Raw genomic sequence first — 20,116 nt, 5'->3', positions numbered from 1 at the left:
TTTTTAGACGGCCTGTTTTATAATTAAACAATACTTCTAATTTTCAATCGGGATTTTATCTACTCGTTTTTGATGTCTTCCACCTTCAAAAGGAGTTTCCAGGAAAATCCTTACCATATCTAAAGCCTGGTGTTCAGAAACAAAACGTGCCGGAATACTCAATATATTAGCATCATTATGTTCCCGTGCAAGTTTGGTAATCTCACTCATCCAGCATAAAGCAGAACGAACTCCCTGGTGTTTATTAGCTGTCATATTAGCACCGTTACCGCTTCCGCAAATAATAATTCCAAAATCTACTTTTTGGTTTTCAACATCATCGGCTACAGGGTGAACAAAATCAGGATAATCTACACTATCGTCGCTATTTGTTCCATAGTTAATAACTTCTATCCCCTTGTTTTTAAGGTAATCAACTACCTTTTTCTTGTATCCGGTACCGGCGTGATCGTTTCCTATTGCAATTTTCATAATTAAGTTTTTAGCTGAAACAAAGGTAAAAAATCCACTTAGTAACAGCGCTGTTTTCAATTGTTAATTACTTTTTAAATAAGCTTAAAAATCAAGGCTTTACTATTGACATAGTATTGTGAATAAGCATTGATGAGAAACTGAGAAACTTATTTGCGGTATTCAATTTAAATTTCAATAGCAAAATATTGCCGAGTAAATCAAATTATAAGTCTGTTATTTTTAGAGAAGTTATCAGCAGATAAAAACAGGTTGTGAACAGTAAATTATTTTCCAATTATCCCGATTTGATATTAAGAATCGATTATTAACTTTTGTTAAGTAAATATTAAAATAGTAGGATTTACAGACTATTATAACTTTAGAAGTATGTTAATAAGTTGTTATCAAATCAAGCTAACTTAAAAACCAAACAAAGCTTAAAAAAATTGTTCTACAAGTTAACAAGCTATAATCATCATCATTTTTAATTTTTATAAAAAGAAGAAAAAAGAATAATAATATATAATGTTAATAACATTGAATGCTATCTGCTAAAATTAAAATCTGAGTTTTGAACTTTACAAGTTGAATACTGAGAAATGTAAAAGCCTGTAAATTAATTAGGTTGGTAGTATATATCTTTATATTAGAAAAAATATATGTTTAATAAATTGAAATACAGTTATTTAAACTTAGTTTAAATATAAAATGGTTTCTTCAGAATAACTAATGTTCTGTTCCATATAAAGCTGGGCTGATTTAATATTTACCTGGCTTTTTCTATTTAAAGAGATATTTATAGATGCAATAAAACCTATTAACCCGAACAGGAAAATTAGGAAGAATAGGATCGATATTTTTTGCGCTTTATTCATATCAAGTTGATTACCAGATGTTGTAAAGATGATAATAAAGTGATCTAACTATCTTAAATTAAAATTAAGAAAAAATTAAGATTTAGTAACTTTTATTTTGTAGACGTACAAAAAATAGGGGTTTTTACCCAGTAAGGAAATTATGTTAATGAAATGTAAAAAAATCTTATAACGGAATAATTTTCAGGGCGCTTAACAAAACTTTAATTGCAAATAGATGTCATGTAATGCAGAAGCCGTAATTTTATACTTTAAATATTGAAATGAGTAAAAAGAATAAAAATAAATCCCAACATCAGGGTGACCTTACCAAAAGTATTACAGATATCCTTAGAAAGGAACCTGGAAAAGCCTTTAATCATAAGCAAATTGCCGCTAAACTTGGAGTTAATGATGCTACAAGTAGAAATAATATCATTAAAAAATTAGCACAGTTAGCCGCAAAAAAACAGATTGAAGAAGAGGAACGCGGAAAATTTAAAATTACTAAAAGCAACGATTATTATCGTGCTGTGATAGATATGACCACAAAAGGTTATGCCTATGCGCTGGTGGACGAACTGGATGATGATGTTTTTATCTCGCCTCGAGATTTAAATACTGCGTTTAACGGTGATGAAGTTGAAATCTATATTTACAACCGCAAGAGAAATAAAAAATCTGAAGGAGAAGTAACACAAATTTTAAAGCGAAAAAGAACCGAATTTGTTGGTGTTCTTGATATGCAAAAAGATTTTGGGTTTGTAGTTATAGGCGATCCAAAAATGTACACCGATGTTTTTGTTCAGAAGAACAAAATGGGTGAGGCAAAAAACGGCGACAAAGTAATTGTTGAAATTGAAGAGTGGCCGGAAAAAGCCGATTCTCCTTTTGGTAAAATCATTCAGGTTTTAGGTACTCCCGGGGAACATCATACCGAGATACATTCTATCCTGGCACAATATGGTTTACCCCACGAATTTCCTAAAGAAATAGAAGATTTTGCCGATCAAATAGATACTTCTATTCAACCGGAAGAAATCAAAAGACGTCGCGATATGCGAGACGTTCTAACTTTTACAATAGATCCTGCAGACGCAAAAGATTTTGATGACGCTTTAAGTTTTCGAAATCTTGATAATGGAAATGTTGAAATTGGAATTCATATTGCCGATGTTGCGCATTACCTGCAACCCGGTACTATTCTGGACGACGAAGCTTACGAACGTGCAACTTCGGTTTACCTGGTAGATCGCGTTGTTCCGATGTTGCCAGAAGTACTTTCCAACAACGCCTGCTCTTTAAGGCCTAACGAAGAAAAATATACTTTTTCTGCAGTTTTTGAAATAGATAAAAACACGAAAGTGGTTAACGAATGGTTCGGTAGAACCGTTACTTATTCTGATGCTCGATTTGCGTACGAGGAAGCTCAGCAAATTATAGAAACTGAAAAAGGAGAAATTCCGGAAGATATTTCTATTCAGGATAAGGCCTATACGGTGAAAGATGAAATTGTTGAGGCTGTATTGACAATGAATAAAATGGCAAAAAAGATGCGTTCTACAAGAATGCGTCAGGGTGCAATTTCTTTTGATAAAGTTGAAGTTAAATTTCAGCTGGATGAAGAAAACGAGCCTATTGGTGTGTACTTCAAAACCGCCAAAGATGCTAATAAACTTATTGAAGAATTTATGCTTTTGGCCAACCGAAAAGTGGCTGAATTCATAGGAAAGCGGGATGAAAAGAAAACATTCATTTATCGTTGTCACGACGAACCGGATGAAGATAAACTGGTTTCTTTAAACAGCCTGGTTTCCAGGTTTGGACATGGATTAAACCTTAAAAACAGGAAAACCGTTTCTTCTTCTTTAAACCAATTACTTCAGGACGTTCAGGGTAAAAAAGAGCAAAATTTAATAGATACGCTTGCAATTAGAACCATGAGCAAAGCTTATTACGGAACTGAAAATATTGGACACTACGGTTTAGCTTTCGATTATTACTCGCATTTTACCTCGCCAATTAGACGTTATCCAGATGTTATGGTGCATCGTTTATTGCAGCGTTATCTTGATGGTCAACCTTCAGCAAAACAAGACGAATACGACGAAAAATGTCACCATTCCAGCGAAATGGAAAACCTTTCTACTAATGCTGAAAGGGATTCTATTAAGTATATGCAGGTAAAATTCATGATAGATCATCAGGATAGAGAATTTATTGGGGTGATTTCAGGGGTAACAGACTTCGGAATTTTTGTGGAAATTTTAGAGAACAAATGCGAAGGAATGATTCGCTTAAGAGACATAAAAGGGGATCATTATGATTTTGATGCCGATAATTATGCTATTGTAGGCAGAAAAACCAAAAAGTCTTATCAGCTTGGAGATGAAGTAATCGTAAAAGTCAAGAATGCCGATCTAGTGAAGAGACACCTTGATTTTACCTTAATCGGTAAAAACGAGGAGTAAATAAATGTCTTAAAAAAATTAGGAACGTCATTCTAAACCTGCCCGTTCCTTCAGACGGGTTTATTTCAGAGCTCGCTTTGAAATTTGTTCGGAGATCTAAGTTGTTGATATACAAAAATCTTAGAAGCTGAAACAAGTTCAGCTTGGCGTAAAAATAAAATTTATAGAGATGAAAAAAATTATTTTTGCATTGTTTTTTATGAGTGTGGGAATGTTAAGCGCTCAGGAACTTACCCAGGATCTGGGAGAATTTACCGAAATTAAAGTCTACAACGGACTGGATGTTATCTTAAAGGAAGCTAATAAGAATAAAGCAACAGTAACCGGTGAAAACCGGACTGATGTAAAATTCAAAATTGATAATGGCATTTTGAAAGTGAGGATGAGCATAGATGAAATTCTGGATAATGATAATACTCAAATCACTATTCAGTTTAAAAAACTGGATAAAATAGACGCCCGTCAAAACGCTTCGATAAAGATTGATTCCAAATTGAAGCAGGAATTTCTTCATTTAAATGCTTCAGAAGGAGCCGATATTTTCGCTGATGTAAATCTTACCAAACTCTATGTAGATTCTAATACCGGTGGTGAGATTGAAGTTGAAGGTAAAACTGAAGATCAGGAAATTGATATAAATACCGGTGGAAAATTCTTCGCAAAAAATCTAAAATCCACTAATATCGAAATTAGTATTAAAGCCGGTGGTGTTGCAGATATTACTGCGAGTGGAAACGTAGAAGCAAAAGTTAGGGCAGGAGGCACTGTAAACGTATATGGAAATCCTAAAACCTTAGATCAAAATACCCTGTTCGGCGGAAAAGTTATTAGAAAAAACTAAAAGTCTACATTTGTAAAATAATACAATTGTATGTTTCAGGATGTATTAGCAGCCCTACCTTTAGGTCTTTTTTTAGCGTTTTTACTTGGCCCGGTCTTCTTTGTACTGCTGGAAACCGCCGCTATAAAAGGCTTTAGAGCCGCATTTGCATTCGATTTAGGAGTTATTGTAGCAGATATTGTATTCCTATTTGTGGCTTATTTAAGTACCACTAAACTCCTCGCCAGTATTAAAGACGATCCGGCGTTATTCATATTTGGAGGGATGATCCTTGCCACTTACGGGGTTATGAGCTTTGTACAGACCAAAAAAGTGCTTCGGCAGGAAGATGATACTCCAGAGATTAGAAAACTCAGTAAAAGCGATTATTTTGGCTTAGCCGTAAAAGGATTTCTATTGAATTTTATCAATATTGGCGTGCTGGGTTTTTGGTTGGGATTAATTATCATTTTTGGGCCAAAATTAGAAATGGAGCAAAACAGGATAATGGTTTTCTTCGGAAGTGTCTTAGGAACTTACCTCGTTTTAGATGTTTTTAAAATTCTCCTGGCTAAAAAATTGAACAGAAAACTTACCCCAAACCGAATCTATCTTATGAAGAAGGGGATTAGTATAATGCTTATCGTTTTTGGCGGAATGCTTATTTTCCAGGGCCTTTTTCCTAACCAGGTAAACGGACTTCAAGACCAAATTGAAACAATTTCTTCTATAGATATCATTAAACCAGATAAAAATTAAATCTGGTTTTGATTTATAAAAAAAAGCCCCTTAAAAAAGGAGCTTTTTTTGAGGCATCGAGCGGATTCGAACCGCTGTACAAGGTTTTGCAGACCTCTGCCTAGCCACTCGGCCACGATGCCCTATTTAAGGGTTGGCAAATGTAGTAAAAATTTTAAGTTTAAAAAATAAAACTAACCTACGTACCTCAGGAAGATTTAGAGGATTAAAAATAGTAAAAAATTGCTCTTCAATTAAACTTTGAAATAATGCTTTATCGAATAAATTAACGTGATTTACTTCTAATAACACTAACCATAGCTACATTTCCACCAATAGGCGGATTGATTTTCGAAACTTCAACCTTTGCTTTTTGTACTAAAATAATTTCTTCCAGCACTCGTTTTAAAATCCGTTCGGCCACATGTTCCAGGAGTTTAGATCTAATTGCCATTTCCTCCTTTACAATTTTATTTAAATGAACATAGTCTATAGTATCTGCCAGAGCATCGGTTTTGGCTGAATGTGACAGATCACCTTTAACTTTTAGATCTACGCGGTAATCGCTTCCTATTTTTCCTTCTTCATCAAGACAACCGTGATAGGCAAAAACCTTGATATTTTTTAATTTTATACTTCCCAAAAGATTATTTTTTACTCGATAATCGAGATTTATATACTCTGTAATATCTCGTGAGCCTGCTCCAAGATAGTTTACAAATATAAGTTTGCAGGGGCTTTATATCAATTTATTAATGAATAAGTTTATCGCCAATATTTCTTTCAAAATCTTTGAAATGTGAGATTTGCTCCCAGAATGACCTCCAAAGTTTTTAAATCGGGTATTATGTTTAGTATAAATGCTATAAAAAAGGAATTATCTTATTCTTGTAGGGTAATGCTTGGGTGCGGCGATCTATTTTTTGGTAACTTTGCGCATTATTCCTGTAAAAGGGTGTACTATTTTGAGCCTTGCTCGAATCTAAAAATAAATGTCTGATTTTAACCTCTATTACGAGGTTTTCTATTTTAATAAATTATGGCTGAAGAAAAAAAATCGCTCAATTTTATTGAGCAAATTATAGAAGAAGACCTTCAAACTACTTACAAGAAGGAAGACCTTAAATTCAGGTTTCCACCGGAACCTAATGGTTATCTTCATATAGGGCACGCCTCTTCGATTTGTCTCAATTTTGGTTTGGGTGAAAAATACAATGCTCCCGTAAACCTTCGTTTTGACGATACCAATCCTATAAAAGAAGAGCAGGAGTTTGTAGATGCCATAAAGGAGGATGTTTTGTGGCTGGGATTTAAATGGGAAAAGGAATGTTATGCTTCAGATTATTTTCAGCAGCTGTACGATTGGGCTGTGGAAATGATTAAGAATGGAGATGCTTATGTAGATAGTCAGACTTCCGAAGAAATTGCGCTCCAAAAGGGAACTCCAACCGAACCCGGCAAGGAAAGTCCGTATAGAAATCGTTCCGTGGAAGAAAATATCGAACTTTTTTCGAAAATGAAAAACGGCGAAACCCCGGAACGCGGACACGTTTTACGCGCAAAAATAGATATGACTTCTCCAAATATGCTTATGCGCGATCCTGTGATGTACCGTTGTTTGCATAAAAGCCATCACCGTACTAATGATACCTGGAAGATTTACCCAATGTACGATTGGGCGCATGGCGAAAGTGATTTTATAGAAAGTATTTCACATTCTTTCTGTACGCTTGAATTTTTACCGCACCGTGAATTATATAACTGGTTTGTAGAAAAGGTAAGTAAGGAAGGCGAATTAAAGCCAAAACAACGTGAATTTGCCCGTAGAAACTTAAGCCATACTGTAGTTAGTAAACGTAAACTGATGCAACTGGTGGAGAAGGGCGTGGTTAATTCCTGGGACGATCCCAGAATGCCTACAATTTCCGGTCTTAGACGAAGAGGTTATACTCCTAATGCTATAAGGAAATTTGCCGATTCTATTGGAGTTGGGAAACGAGAGAATATGATAGACGTTGCGCATTTAGAATTTTGCGCCCGGGAAGATCTTAATAAAACAGCGCCAAGAGTTATGGGCGTTTTAGATCCTGTAAAATTGGTGATTACCAATTATGAAGAAGGAAAAGAAGAGTGGTTAGAAGCAGAAAATAACCCGGAAGATGAATCAGCTGGAAGCAGAGAAATCCCATTTTCAAGGGAACTTTATATTGAAAAGGAAGATTTTAAGGAAAGCGCCAACAGAAAATTTTTCAGGTTAACCCTGGGGAAAGAAGTGAGATTAAAGAACGCTTATATTATTAAAGGGGAAGAAGTAGTAAAGGATTCCGAAGGAAATATTACCGAAATCCATTGTACTTACGATCCTAAAAGTAAGAGTGGAAGCGGTACCGAAGAATCTATGCGAAAAGTGAAAGGAACCTTACACTGGGTATCTGCTAAACACGCTTTGGAAACCGAAATAAGGCTTTACGATCGCTTATTTAGCGTAGAAAATCCGGATGGAGATAAGGAGAAGGATTATATGGAATTCGTGAACCCCGATTCCCTGGAGGTGATTACAGGCTTTGTTGAACCAAGTTTAAAATCGGCAGGAGTTCAGGATAAATTTCAGTTTCAACGCATAGGATATTTCTGTGTAGATAAAGAATCTGAAGAAGGAAAACCTATTTTTAACCGTACTGTAACACTTAGAGATTCCTGGGCAAAAATTAAATAAGCTGTAATCCATTTGGTTATATGGGTTTTTAAGAATATTTTAGTAAAGCATTTTAACATATTAACCGGTTATTAACAGCATAGCCTTAACCCATCTTGTATCTTTGGGTCTAGTATTAATTTAACTAACAAAAAAACTATTATGGCAAATACAGGAAGTACACTATTAGCATTAATTACCGGAGCTGCAATTGGAGCAGGAGTAGGTTTATTATATGCACCAGATAGCGGCGAAAAAACCCGCAAAAAATTAAAAGATGAGTCTAAGAAAGCTCAGGATAAATTAAATAAAAAATATACTGAAACTTCTTCTAACTTAACCGAAAAAGCTAAACAAGCTCGTGTAGACTTTGAAGCGCGTCTGGAAGAAACACTTTCTTCAGCAAGTCATAAAGCAGATGATATCCTTACTGCAATGGAAACTAAATTGGAAGAGCTTAGAAAGCAAAACGCCAGACTACAGAAAGAAGGTAAAGGCGGAGATTCCAATAAATCTAATAAAGCAGTAGTATAGAAGCATTTGTATGGCATTTGAAAAACTACACAGAAGTATTGAAGAGCTAAATTATAATTTGAAGGCATTTGCCCACAGCAATACCGAATATTATAAACTTCAATTCTTTAAATCTGCTATGAAGGGGGCCATTGGTCTCGTTCAGGGTTTATTATTGGGTATATTTTTCATTTTTGCTTTAATATTGGTCTCTGTAGCGCTGGCTATTGTTATTAGCGAGGCTATAGGTACACCGTCTTCTGGTTACTTTATTGTTGGCGGATTCTATTTTTTACTATTCCTCCTTGTTCTTATTTTCGGAAAAAAACCGATTGAAAAATTACTTTTGGTAAAAGTTTCAAGAAAATTTTTTAACGACTAATCGCTATGAAGGAATACAGTTCATTTAAAGAAATAGATCGGGATTTAAAAATTCTGAAACTTCAAACCAAAATAGACCAGGAGGAGATCAAATTAAATGTAGAGCGTACTAAAAGTGCTATGTCTCCCTTATCGCTTATGGGAAGTATGGCAGGATCTATTTTACAAAAAGCCTTTATTCTTAAAGCTGTAACAAAGCTTACCGGTTTAAAAAAGGTAACTGCTAAAGTAAAAGGTTAGAAAACTTCTTATAGATATTATAAGGGTTTGAAAGTTTATTTTTTATCCCCGTCAACCTGAACTTGTTTCAGGTTCTAAAATGTTAGATTCTGAAACAAGTTCAGAATGACGTAGGATTCAGAAACAAACTTTCAAACCCTTTTTATTTAGGCAAGAAGAGGTTTTTAATTACTTCTTTCTAGAATCATCCTGATTCTTTTTCTCCTGTTCAATTTCTTCGTTTTTCTTACGCATAGCTTCCCCAATCTGGTTAGAAGCTGTAAAAGAAGCCACCATATTATTTAGCATATCGCTACCGGCCTGGGGCGAATTCGGCAATAAAATAAGATTACTGTTGGTTTCTTCACCAATGGCTTGCAGTGTATCGTAATGCTGTGTCACCACAATTAAAGCCGAAGCTTCCTGGGAGTTTATACCAACATTATTAAGTACATCAACACTTTCTTCAAGTCCGCGGGCAATTTCTCTTCTTTGGTCGGCAATTCCCTGTCCCTGTAAGCGCTTACTTTCGGCTTCGGCGCGCGCTTTAGCCACAATTCGTATTCTTTCGGCTTCTCCTTCGTACTCTGCAGCCACTTTCTCGCGTTCTGCCGAGTTTATTCTGTTCATAGCGTGTTTCACCTGCTCATCGGGATCAATGTCTGTTACAAGCGTTTTAATGATGTCATAACCATAATCCTGCATAGATTGATTAAGCTCACGGTTAACGGCAATGGCAATATCGTCTTTTCGTTCAAAAACATCATCAAGGATCATTTTTGGAACTTCAGCTCTTACAACATCAAAAACATAAGAAGTAATCTGATCTGACGGACTTTCAAGTTTATAGAAGGCATCGTAAATATTGGTTCTGATAACCTGGAATTGTACTGAAATTTTCAACTTTACAAATACGTTATCCTTGGTTTTGGTTTCCACCAGAACATCCAGCTGTTGTACTTTTAAATTGATTCTACCGGCAATTTGATCTATTATAGGAATCTTTAAATGAAGTCCGGAATTTTTAATGCTTTTAAACTTTCCAAATCGTTCTAAAATCGCCGCTTTTTGTTGGCGAACAGTGAAAATTCCGCTGAAAAGGATCACCAGAAATAAAACAATAATGATGGGGATGAAGACGTAGCTAAGCATATTTGAAGTTTATGAATTGATTGTTCCCCAAGATAGTGAAACTTTGCTCGATAATCGAGATTAAATATTCCGAGGCTTGCCTCTAAATCAAATTGTATTTCCAATCATAATACTTCGTAAGCTTGCTCTTAAGTATTTTACTTAGCTATGTGGTAGGAGGTAGGAAAAAAATAGGCTGTTTGAAAAGTTTACTTTTATTGTCAAGCTGAACTTGTTTCAGCTTCTAACATGAATTAATTAACCAGACATTAGATCCTGAAACAAGTTCAGAATGACGTCTCTAAAACTTTTCAAACAAGCCTTTTTAACTAATGAGTGTATGTCTTAGCCCAGCGTTTTTATAGCCTTTTCCAAACGGGAAATGGTTTCTTCTTTTCCAATCATTTCGGCAATTTCATAAAGGTCGGGTCCTTGCATAGCGCCAACCAGGGCTAACCTAAATGGCTGCATTACTTTTCCAAAACCGACTTCCTTTTCCTGGATCCAGGCTTTTACTTTTGCCTCTAAGGTTTCAGCCTCAAAACTTTCCTGTTCTTTTAAAACATCAATTAATTCCTGCATCAGGTCTGAAGTATCTTCTTTCCATGCTTTTTTCGCATTTTTAGGATCGTATGAGGTAGGGGCAACGAAGAAAAAATAACCCTGTTCCCAAATATCGTTTACAAAAACAGCACGCTCTTTCATTAATTCAACTACCTGTAACACATACTCTGAAGATGCTTCTATTTCTTTGTGCTGAAGAATTTTTTCCAGCTTTTCAGCGACTACTTTTTCATCTGCCTCGTGCATATAATGTTGCTGAAACCACTTGGTTTTTTCGGGATCAAATTTAGCTCCGCCTTTATGAACACGATCTATTTCAAAAGCTTCAACCAGTTCGTTAAGTTTAAAGAATTCCTGTTCTGTTCCGGGATTCCAACCCAAAAAGGCTAACATATTGGTAACGGCTTCAGGGAAATATCCGTCTTCTCTATAACCTGCAGAAATTTCTCCTGAATTTGGATCTTTCCATTCCAGCGGAAATACGGGAAATCCGAGTTTATCACCATCTCTCTTGCTTAATTTTCCTTTTCCCTGCGGCTTCAAAATAAGCGGTAAATGCGCAAATTTAGGGGCATCCCATCCAAAAGCTCTGTACAACATAAAATGAAGCGCTAAAGAAGGCAGCCACTCTTCACCACGAATAACGTGAGAGATTTCCATTAAATGATCGTCAACAATATTGGCCAGGTGGTAAGTTGGCATCCCATCACTTTTAAATAAAACCTTATCGTCTAAAGTGCTGGTATCAATTTCCATTTCACCACGAATTTCATCTTTAATATGAAGATTTTCTGCTTCAGGCGATTTAAACCTGATCACGTAATCTTCGCCGGCATCTAATTTATCCCTGATTTCATCTTCAGAAAGTGCCAGGGAGTTTTTCAATTTTTGGCGATTATGCCAGTTATAGATAAAGGTTTTGCCTTTTTCTTCGTGGTCTTTTCTATGTGCGTCTAATTCTTCAGCCGTATCAAAAGCATAATAAGCATTATCGGATTTAATAAGTTCTTCGGCATATTTTCGGTACATATCTTTGCGCTCACTCTGGCGGTAAGGGCCGTAATCACCTTCTTTGCCGGGACCTTCGTTAAAAGGAATTCCGCACCAATTAAGGGATTCAATAATATAATCTTCGGCACCTTCTACATAGCGGTTTTGATCGGTATCCTCAATACGCAATACAAAATCGCCCTTGTGTTTTTTGGCAAATAAATAATTATATAAAGCTGTTCTTACCCCGCCAATATGCAAAGGGCCGGTTGGACTTGGTGCAAAACGCACGCGAACTTTAGCTGACATATCTAATTTTGTTTTTAACCACAAAGATACAACCTTATTAAACGAAACCTAATGTGTGGATTATCAATCCCGTGGTAAATTACTCCGCTAAAATTGTTGTATTTTTAAGCCTCAATTATGGAAAGTTACAATCAAATAAAAAGAAAGCTGGCGGCTTTTATCAGGAAGTTTTACCTGAATAAATTGCTTAAAGGAATTATCTTATTTCTGGCTATTGGCTTACTTTATTTCCTAAGCGTTTTGGCGATAGAATATTTTCTGTGGTTAGAACCTTCGGCAAGAAGTTTTTTATTCTGGATTTTTGTTGGGGTGGAGGTGTTACTGTTTGGCTACTTTATGATAATCCCGTTGGCAAAACTATTTAAATTTTCCAGCGGAATAAATAATGAAGAAGCTTCAAGAATTATCGGCGCCCATTTTCCAGAAGTAAACGATAAATTACTGAATGTACTCCAGCTTAAAAAAGATGTAATACAATCTGAATTATTATTAGCTGGAATTGAACAAAAATCGGCTGAATTAAATAAGGTTCCTTTTACCCGCGCTGTAGATTATAAGGAGAACAGGAAATACTTAAAATATGCATTATTTCCATTAGTATTGATTTTAGGACTTTTAGTAACCGGAAATATTAAGTTGATTGCTTCGCCACTAGATAGGCTCGCAAAATATAATATCGAATTTGAAGCCCCCGCGCCATTCAGGTTTATAATTTTAAACGATTCTTTGAAAGCCACGGAGAATTCAGAATATAAAATCCTGGTAAAAACCGAAGGAAATATCACTCCCGAAAAACCAGAGATTTCCTATAACGGACAAACCTATTTTCTTAAACAAATCGCTCCCGGCAGTTTTGAATATACCTTTAAAAGACTTCAAACTGATGTGAATTTCAGATTGAGTGCCAATGGAATTTCTTCTGAAGAATATACGCTGGAAACCCTTAAAGTACCCAAACTTTTAGATTTAGATATGAAGTTTGATTATCCCGATTATATTGGAAAAGTAGATGATAGTTTAAGCGGAACCGGAAATGTAAATGTTCCTGAAGGCACTAAGATTACATGGAATTTTAATACCAGAAATACCGAAATTCTCAATTTTTCAAAAAAAGATTCCCTGGTAAAACTTTCCACGGAGAATACAGATTTTCAATATTCACAAGCTGTTTATTCGCGGTTGGATTATCAAGTGAGTACTTCAAATAATGCGATTAAAAACTTTGAAGCTTTAGATTATTCCGTTCGTGTTATTAAGGATGAATTGCCGGAAATGGAAATTCAACAAAAACTGGATAGCATAGATAACAGCACTCAATATTTCTACGGAAAACTATCTGATGATTACGGATTAAACCGCTTAAACCTGGTTTATTATATTGAAAATAAAGAAGATAGCCTTAAAAAGCAGGAAATTACCATTTCCAAAACTGCTTTTGACGAATTTCATTACACTTTCCCGGGAAATTTAGATTTAGAACCCGGAGAAACCTATAATTTCTATTTTCAACTTTGGGATAACGATGGAGTTAATGGATCAAAAAGTACCAAGAGTTCAACCTTCAGTTTCCGCAGAAAAACAGCAGATGAAATTGAGGAAGAAAAGTTAAAACGGCAAGGTGAATCTATAAATAATCTAAGTGAAAGTTTGAAGGATATTAAATCTTCCGAAGAAGAATTGAATGAGCTAAACCGCTTGCAGAAGGAGAATGAAAACCTGGATTATAATCAGCGTAAAAAATTGGAGAATTTTATTCAGCGACAAAGGCAGCAATCTGAAATGATGCGTAATTATTCTGAAAAACTAAAAAAGAGTTTTGAAGAGGAGCAGGACGAATTAAATTCAGATTCTCCGGAAAAAGAAGAGTTAAAAAAGCGTCTGGACAGGAATGAAAAACGCTTGGAGGAAAATGAAGCTTTACTTAAGGAATTACAAGAAATAGCCGATAAGATTAACCGGGAGGAATTAGGGGAGAAGTTAGAGGAATTATCTAAACGAAACCAAAGTGAAGAGCGAAACCTGGAGCAACTTTTAGAATTAACCAAGCGCTATTACGTGGAGGAGAAACTTCAAAAACTCTCCAGGGATTTGGATAAACTTTCAGAGAAGCAAAACGAATTGTCAGAAAATACTGATGAATATTCTTTAATTGAACAAGAGGAAATTTCAAAGGAATTCGAAGAATTTCAGGAGGAAATGAATCAACTGGAAAAGGATAATAACGAACTGCAAAAACCCACCGATTTACCCCGTGATAATGTCGATGAAGAAAGTATAAAAAATGAGCTAAACGATGCGGAGGAAAATTTAGAAAAAGGGGAACAACAAAAGGCTAAGGAAAAACAGAAGAATGCCGCACGGCAAATGATGGAAATGAGTCAGAAAATACAGCAAAGTTCTATGCAGCAAAGTAGGGAGGAGTTGAAAGCGGATATTGAAACGCTTCGGCAAATACTTGATAATTTAGTCACCTTTTCTTTTCAACAGGAGGAGCTTCTGGATGATTTTAGTAAAATAGAAATGAATAATCCCGGATATGCCGCTAAGCTGCGAAGACAAAGTGATTTGCGTGAGAATTTCAGACATATAGATGATAGTCTGTATTCCCTTGCGCTAAGTAATCCTATGATTACGGAGAACATTACTAAAAGCCTAACCGATATTGAATTTGATATCGATAAATCGCTGGAGCGCCTTGCCGAAAACGAGCTTCCCCAGGGAACCGCCAGCCAGCAGTATGTAGTAACCGGCACCAATGATTTGGCTTATATGCTTAGCGAAATTCTTTCCATGATGCAGCAACAAGCCAACCCGCAATTAGGAAAGGGCAAGGGTGAAAATTCAGATTTTCAGCTTCAGGATATTATGAAGAAACAGCAGGAAATCAATAAGGAGTTTCAGGAGAAAGGAAAACAACAAAAAGGAAAGCAGGAAGAAGGGAAGAATCCCGGGGAAGGAATCGGAGAAGGCGAAATGGAAGAGTTATTCGAAATCTATAAGGAACAACAGGAGCTCAGGCAGCGTATGCAGGAATTAAACGAAAAGGATGGTTCAAGGCAGGGAAAGAAAATTGAGGAACAGATGAAGGATGCTGAGGAACAACTTCTGGAGAAAGGATTTGATCCGGAAAACCTTCAGAAACTGCAACAACTGGAACATGAATTGATGGAATTTGAGGAGGCGAAATTGCAGCAAGGGGAAAATAATAAACGCGAGTCTGAAACCAATCTTCAGGAGTTTGATAACACGACTAAAGATCAAAGCATTAAGGCTAAAGAATATTTTGATTCTATCGAAATTTTAAATAGACAAAGCTTACCTTTGCGCGAAATTTATAAACAAAAAGTAAAGACTTATTTTGAGCAAACAGATAATTAATTTTTATTCAGAAAATGATTTTGAATTAGAGGATGAAAAGTCTTTTGACAAATGGATCAGGGAAGTGGTTACCTCGGAGAAGAAAGATCTTGGTGAGATCAATTATATTTTTTGTGATGATCATTATTTGTATAAGATCAATTTAAAGTTTTTGGAGCACGATACATATACTGATATTATTTCCTTCGATAATTCTGAAGGAAATGAATTAAACGGCGATATTTTTATTAGTACCGATCGTGTCTTAGAAAATGCCAAGGAATATAATGTTGATTTTTCTGAAGAGCTTAAACGAGTGATGAGTCACGGTATTTTGCATTTATGCGGATATGGTGATAAATCTGAAAGCGAAACTAAGGAAATGCGACAGAAGGAAGACGAAAAGATTGCATTGTTCCACGTGGAACAATAAATTTAGAAAGAAGATATTTTATGTTCGAAGATGAATATGATGTTATAGTAGTTGGTGCCGGTCACGCAGGAAGCGAAGCCGCAGCCGCAGCTGCAAATTTGGGTTCAAAAACCTTATTGGTGACGATGAACCTTCAAAATATTGCGCAAATGAGTTGTAATCCTGCTATGGGCGGAATCGCAAAAGGGCAAATTTTGCGTGAAATTGATGCGATGGGAGGTTACAGCGGATTAGTAAGTGACAGCAGCGCCATTCAATTTAAAATGCTTAATAAATCTAAAGGGCCTGCAATGTGGAGTCCGAGAGTGCAAAGCGACAGAATGATGTTTGCGGAGCATTGGAGGCTTAGATTAGAACAAACACCTAATCTAGATTTCTACCAGGAAATGGTTGCCGGTTTGATTTTAGAAGGCAATGAACTTAAAGGTGTGAGAACTTCTTTGGGTTTGGAAATTCGTGCTAAATCTGTAGTGTTAACCAACGGTACTTTTTTAAATGGATTAATTCATATTGGAGATAAGAATTTTGGAGGAGGTAGAGCGGGAGAAAGAGCCGCAACCGGAATCACAAAAGATCTTGTTGATGTAGGTTTTGAATCGGGTAGAATGAAAACCGGAACACCTCCAAGAGTAGATGGCAGATCCTTAGATTATTCTAAAATGATAGAGCAGCCCGGAGATGATGTTCCTTCTAAATTTTCTTTTTTAGATGAAACCCAGCCTTTAAAAAAACAGCGGTCTTGTTATATGACTTACACCTCCCCAGAGGTGCATGAAATTCTTAAAGATGGCTTTGAAAGATCTCCAATGTTTAATGGACGTATTCAAAGTATTGGTCCTAGATATTGCCCAAGTATTGAAGATAAAATAAATCGTTTTGCTGATAAAGACAGGCATCAACTTTTTGTAGAACCAGAAGGCTGGAATACCGTTGAAGTTTATGTAAATGGTTTTTCTACTTCGCTACCGGAGGATGTTCAATTTAAAGCTTTGCGTTCAGTTGCCGGATTTGAAAAAGTGAAATTCTTTAGACCAGGTTATGCTATAGAATACGATTATTTTCCACCTACACAGTTGAAACATACTTTAGAAACAAAGCTTGTCGAAGGGCTATATTTTGCTGGTCAAATTAATGGAACTACAGGATACGAAGAAGCCGCTTGCCAGGGATTAATGGCTGGAATAAATGCTGCTTTAAAAGTGCAGGAAAAAGAAGAATTTATTATAAAAAGGAACGAAGCATACATAGGTGTTCTTATAGACGATCTTATTACAAAGGGTACAGAAGAGCCTTATAGAATGTTTACTTCCCGTGCTGAATATAGAACTTTATTGCGACAGGATAATGCCGATTTTAGATTGACCGAGCGCTCTTATAAATTAGGTTTGGCTTCTGAAGAACGTATGCGAAAAATGGAAGAGAAGAAAGAAAAGTCTTCTGATTTTGTAAATTTCCTTAAGAATAAAAGTGTTTCTCACGAGGATGCAAATCCTATTTTGGAAGAAAATAATTCTTCTCCAATGAAGCAAAGCGATAAGATCTTTAAAATATTTTCTCGTCCAAATATTACGATGGAAGATGTTCGAAATTTCCCCGGAGTAGAAGAATATATTCAGGAGAATAATTTGAATACCGAGATTTTGGAACAGACCGAAATTCAAGTAAAATATTCAGGATATATTGAAAAGGAAAAGAACAATGCCGATAAGCTGAATAGGCTAGAAGATGTGAAAATTCCGAATAGTTTTGATTATTCTAAAATCAAATCTATGTCTTTTGAGGCACGGGAAAAACTGAATAAAATTCAACCAACATCCATTTCACAGGCATCAAGAATAAGCGGAGTTAGCCCTAATGATATTTCTGTTTTATTGGTTTATATGGGAAGATAATTTTAAAAGTTCCACGTGGAACAATTTTTCTTTTTGAAGTACATTTTTGTTATAAATCTAGGGGGATTAACCTGAAAAACTATTAAAGATCAATCGAATTTTTCATTATTTAAAAACGAGTTTAGGGAATAAGAGCTTCTTATTGCTCTTCACTTTTTTGATTTTACAATCCTGTATAATTACTACGCATTCCGTAAAGGAAATTAAGAATTCAGAATTAAATTCTCCCGAAGATAAATCAGGTTATACCTCTTTTAAATTTAGTAGTTCCATTAAGGTGCAAAAAACAAGAGATTGGTTTAGGAATTATTTTGCTTTAGAAAGCGAAGATGATTTAATGAATTTTAAAACAAGTTTTTTAAAGGATTCAGATCATGAATTTATTGTCACCGTTTTTGATTATTCAGATAGGGAAGAGTATATGGATTTCACCGGACTTTTTTTTGGCGGTGGAGTGGAAACTAGACAGAGTGATCTACAGTTTTTTGTAGGTATTACCGTAACCGATAAAACCGGAGTAGATCACTTAGCAGAAAATTCTATTTTTCAAAAACCATTACTCGAAGAATTAACTGAAATGCGCAAAGAATTTAGAAACTTCACCCAGAATAATCCCGATCAAAAATTCTTTTAATGAGCGATAAAAATTTTCATTTAACTTGTAAAGATCATTTAGTTTCTGGTGATGAATTTCGATTACAAGAGAGAAGTGATTTTAAAATATTAGAAACAATTCCAAAACCTGAAAATCTTTCGGTTTACTACGAAAGTGAAAATTATATTTCTCATACAGATTCCAGTAAAAGTTTTACAGATAAAATTTACCAGGCTGTCAAGAATTTTATGTTGATGCAAAAATTAAAATGGATCAATAAAGTTTCCAAAGGAAATAATTTATTGGATATCGGTGCCGGAACTGGGGATTTTTTGCAAACTGCCAAAAGGAAGAAATGGAATGTGGAGGGTATTGAACCAAATGCACAAGCAAGAAAATTAGCCGCTGAAAAGGGCATTGAACTTCAGCAAGAATTGTCCTACTTTAAGGACAATTCTTTTGATATAATTTCTATGTGGCATGTTTTGGAGCACGTTCCAGATTTAGATTTTCAGCTTAAAGAATTGCATCGCTTATTGAAACCGGATGGGATAACAGTTATCGCGGTTCCCAATTATAAAAGTTTTGATGCTGAATACTACAAAGAATTTTGGGCGGCTTACGATGTGCCCAGACATCTTTGGCATTTTTCTCAAACTGGAATTACCGAGTTATTCAAAAATCATAATTTTGAAAAGCTCAAAACCAAACCTCTTGTTTTTGATTCCTTCTATGTGAGTTTACTTTCAGAAAAAAACAAAACGGGAAAATCAAATATGGTAAAAGCTTTTAAAACTGGTCTGGAATCAAATTTAAAAGCACAAAGCACTTCAGAGTATTCTTCTCTCGTATATTTCTTTCAAAAATGCTAAAAATCGCATTTTAAGCTTATTTAAAGATACTTTGTTTTTAAAATGGACTACTGGGTGGTTTTAAGTGAGAAAATCTATTAAAAAGAGTTTATTTGACTCGTTTTTCATTAGTAAAATTTATGATTTAGTTTCTTGATATAAGAAATCACTATATCGCTTTATTATTCAATTTTGATTTACATCGAAAATTTAACTTTCATACATTTGCTTCAAACAAATTAAAATAATGATGAAAAAACTTTTAATGATTTTGGTACTAGCTGTTTTCCTTACTTCCTGTAATCAGGAAAAAACGGCATATGTAGATACCACAAAACTAATTCAGGAATACAAAGAAATGAAAGATGTGGAAGCTGACTTTACTACAAAATCAGATTCGGTAAAAAGACAATTAGATTCTATTGCCAAAGGATTTCAGCAGGAAGTTCAGGCTTACCAACAGGAAATGAATTCTATGTCTCAGGCGCAACGCCAGGAAAAAGAGCAGGAGTTAATGCAAAAGCAACAGAGAATTCAGCAGCAGCAACAAATGCAGGGGAATAGGCTTAGAGAGCAGAGCGATGCTGTAATAGATTCTATTGTAGATAAAGTGAAAGATTATGTAGCAGATTATGGTGAAGAGAATGGCTACACCTACATTTTTGGTTCTAACGAGTCTGCTAACATTATGTATGCGAAAGATGGGAAAGATCTAACCCAGGAAATCCTTGATAATTTGAATGAGACTTATAACAAGAACTAGTTTTAAGTTCTGAGTTTTTAAAAGGGGTCTGAGAAGTTTTCTATAATTGTCATCCTGAATTTATTTCAGGATCTAGGTTCAATTAAC

Annotated in this window: 17 protein-coding genes and 1 tRNA gene; 13 read left to right on the top strand and 5 right to left on the bottom strand. The window is 35.3% G+C overall.

The window, feature by feature from the left end; all coding sequences use genetic code 11:
• Nucleotides 1-36: 36 nt before the first annotated feature.
• Complete coding sequence (gene rpiB / locus LB465_RS02660; RefSeq protein ID WP_224466685.1) at nt 37-471, bottom strand: ribose 5-phosphate isomerase B; 435 nt, start codon at nt 469-471, stop codon at nt 37-39.
• 1,120 nt (nt 472-1,591) lie between these two features.
• Between rpiB and rnr the strand changes: the two genes are divergently transcribed.
• The 3 genes from rnr to LB465_RS02645 all read left to right on the top strand — a co-directional run bounded on the left by rnr (nt 1,592) and on the right by LB465_RS02645 (nt 5,357).
• Nucleotides 1,592-3,778, top strand: coding sequence for a ribonuclease R (gene rnr / locus LB465_RS02655; RefSeq protein WP_224466684.1), 2,187 nt, complete (start codon nt 1,592-1,594; stop codon nt 3,776-3,778).
• A gap of 169 nt (nt 3,779-3,947) precedes the next feature.
• On the top strand, nt 3,948-4,619 hold the full coding sequence (locus LB465_RS02650; RefSeq protein ID WP_224466683.1) for a head GIN domain-containing protein: 672 nt from the start codon (nt 3,948-3,950) through the stop codon (nt 4,617-4,619).
• A gap of 30 nt (nt 4,620-4,649) precedes the next feature.
• Nucleotides 4,650-5,357: a LysE family translocator gene (locus LB465_RS02645; protein ID WP_224466682.1), complete on the top strand. Its 708-nt coding sequence runs from the start codon at nt 4,650-4,652 to the stop codon at nt 5,355-5,357.
• 51 nt (nt 5,358-5,408) lie between these two features.
• Here LB465_RS02645 and LB465_RS02640 read toward each other — a convergent pair.
• Nucleotides 5,409-5,479: transfer RNA gene (locus LB465_RS02640), tRNA-Cys, on the bottom strand.
• A 143-nt stretch (nt 5,480-5,622) separates the two neighbouring features.
• Entirely contained in the window at nt 5,623-5,979 is a 357-nt protein-coding gene (gene folB, locus LB465_RS02635; protein ID WP_224466681.1) for a dihydroneopterin aldolase, read from the bottom strand.
• A gap of 396 nt (nt 5,980-6,375) precedes the next feature.
• Here folB and LB465_RS02630 point away from each other — a divergent pair, with 396 nt between their 5' ends.
• The 4 genes from LB465_RS02630 (at nt 6,376) to LB465_RS02615 (ending at nt 9,165) form a co-directional block, all read left to right on the top strand.
• Entirely contained in the window at nt 6,376-8,052 is a 1,677-nt protein-coding gene (locus LB465_RS02630) for a glutamine--tRNA ligase/YqeY domain fusion protein (RefSeq protein WP_224466680.1), read from the top strand.
• A gap of 141 nt (nt 8,053-8,193) precedes the next feature.
• The gene (locus LB465_RS02625; protein WP_224466679.1) at nt 8,194-8,565 is read left to right on the top strand and encodes a YtxH domain-containing protein; all 372 of its coding nucleotides are present in this window, start codon (nt 8,194-8,196) and stop codon (nt 8,563-8,565) included.
• Nucleotides 8,566-8,575: 10 nt separating this feature from the next.
• Nucleotides 8,576-8,926 (top strand): phage holin family protein, encoded by a 351-nt coding sequence (locus LB465_RS02620; protein ID WP_224466678.1) that lies wholly within the window; start codon nt 8,576-8,578, stop codon nt 8,924-8,926.
• Between the two features lie 5 nt (nt 8,927-8,931).
• On the top strand, nt 8,932-9,165 hold the full coding sequence (locus LB465_RS02615) for a DUF6327 family protein (RefSeq protein ID WP_224466677.1): 234 nt from the start codon (nt 8,932-8,934) through the stop codon (nt 9,163-9,165).
• A 168-nt stretch (nt 9,166-9,333) separates the two neighbouring features.
• On the opposite strand, the gene LB465_RS02610 is transcribed toward LB465_RS02615, so the two are convergent.
• Nucleotides 9,334-10,296: an SPFH domain-containing protein gene (locus LB465_RS02610; RefSeq protein ID WP_224466676.1), complete on the bottom strand. Its 963-nt coding sequence runs from the start codon at nt 10,294-10,296 to the stop codon at nt 9,334-9,336.
• Between the two features lie 324 nt (nt 10,297-10,620).
• A complete protein-coding gene (gene gltX, locus LB465_RS02605) occupies nt 10,621-12,138 on the bottom strand; it encodes a glutamate--tRNA ligase (protein WP_224466675.1) in 1,518 nt (505 codons plus the stop codon).
• Between the two features lie 117 nt (nt 12,139-12,255).
• Here gltX and LB465_RS02600 point away from each other — a divergent pair, with 117 nt between their 5' ends.
• The 6 genes from LB465_RS02600 (at nt 12,256) to LB465_RS02575 (ending at nt 20,029) form a co-directional block, all read left to right on the top strand.
• Nucleotides 12,256-15,516 carry a hypothetical protein gene (locus LB465_RS02600; protein ID WP_224466674.1) on the top strand — a complete coding sequence of 1,087 codons (3,261 nt, stop codon included), beginning with the start codon at nt 12,256-12,258 and terminating at the stop codon, nt 15,514-15,516.
• The gene (ybeY, locus tag LB465_RS02595; protein WP_224466739.1) at nt 15,509-15,928 is read left to right on the top strand and encodes an rRNA maturation RNase YbeY; all 420 of its coding nucleotides are present in this window, start codon (nt 15,509-15,511) and stop codon (nt 15,926-15,928) included. Before LB465_RS02600 ends, ybeY begins: the two co-directional genes overlap by 8 nt.
• A 20-nt stretch (nt 15,929-15,948) precedes the next feature.
• Nucleotides 15,949-17,820, top strand: a complete 1,872-nt coding sequence (gene mnmG / locus LB465_RS02590) for a tRNA uridine-5-carboxymethylaminomethyl(34) synthesis enzyme MnmG (RefSeq protein WP_224466672.1) — start codon at nt 15,949-15,951, stop codon at nt 17,818-17,820.
• Between the two features lie 142 nt (nt 17,821-17,962).
• Complete coding sequence (locus LB465_RS02585) at nt 17,963-18,454, top strand: hypothetical protein (protein ID WP_224466669.1); 492 nt, start codon at nt 17,963-17,965, stop codon at nt 18,452-18,454.
• Nucleotides 18,454-19,287 carry a class I SAM-dependent methyltransferase gene (locus LB465_RS02580; protein ID WP_224466667.1) on the top strand — a complete coding sequence of 278 codons (834 nt, stop codon included), beginning with the start codon at nt 18,454-18,456 and terminating at the stop codon, nt 19,285-19,287. Before LB465_RS02585 ends, LB465_RS02580 begins: the two co-directional genes overlap by 1 nt.
• Before the next feature lie 226 nt (nt 19,288-19,513).
• Nucleotides 19,514-20,029: an OmpH family outer membrane protein gene (locus LB465_RS02575; RefSeq protein WP_317198414.1), complete on the top strand. Its 516-nt coding sequence runs from the start codon at nt 19,514-19,516 to the stop codon at nt 20,027-20,029.
• Nucleotides 20,030-20,116 lie beyond the last annotated feature (87 nt).

It is taken from the genome of Salegentibacter lacus (assembly GCF_020164555.1).
Lineage (GTDB): Bacteria > Bacteroidota > Bacteroidia > Flavobacteriales > Flavobacteriaceae > Salegentibacter > Salegentibacter lacus.
This window is presented reverse-complemented; position numbering and strand designations above follow the sequence as displayed.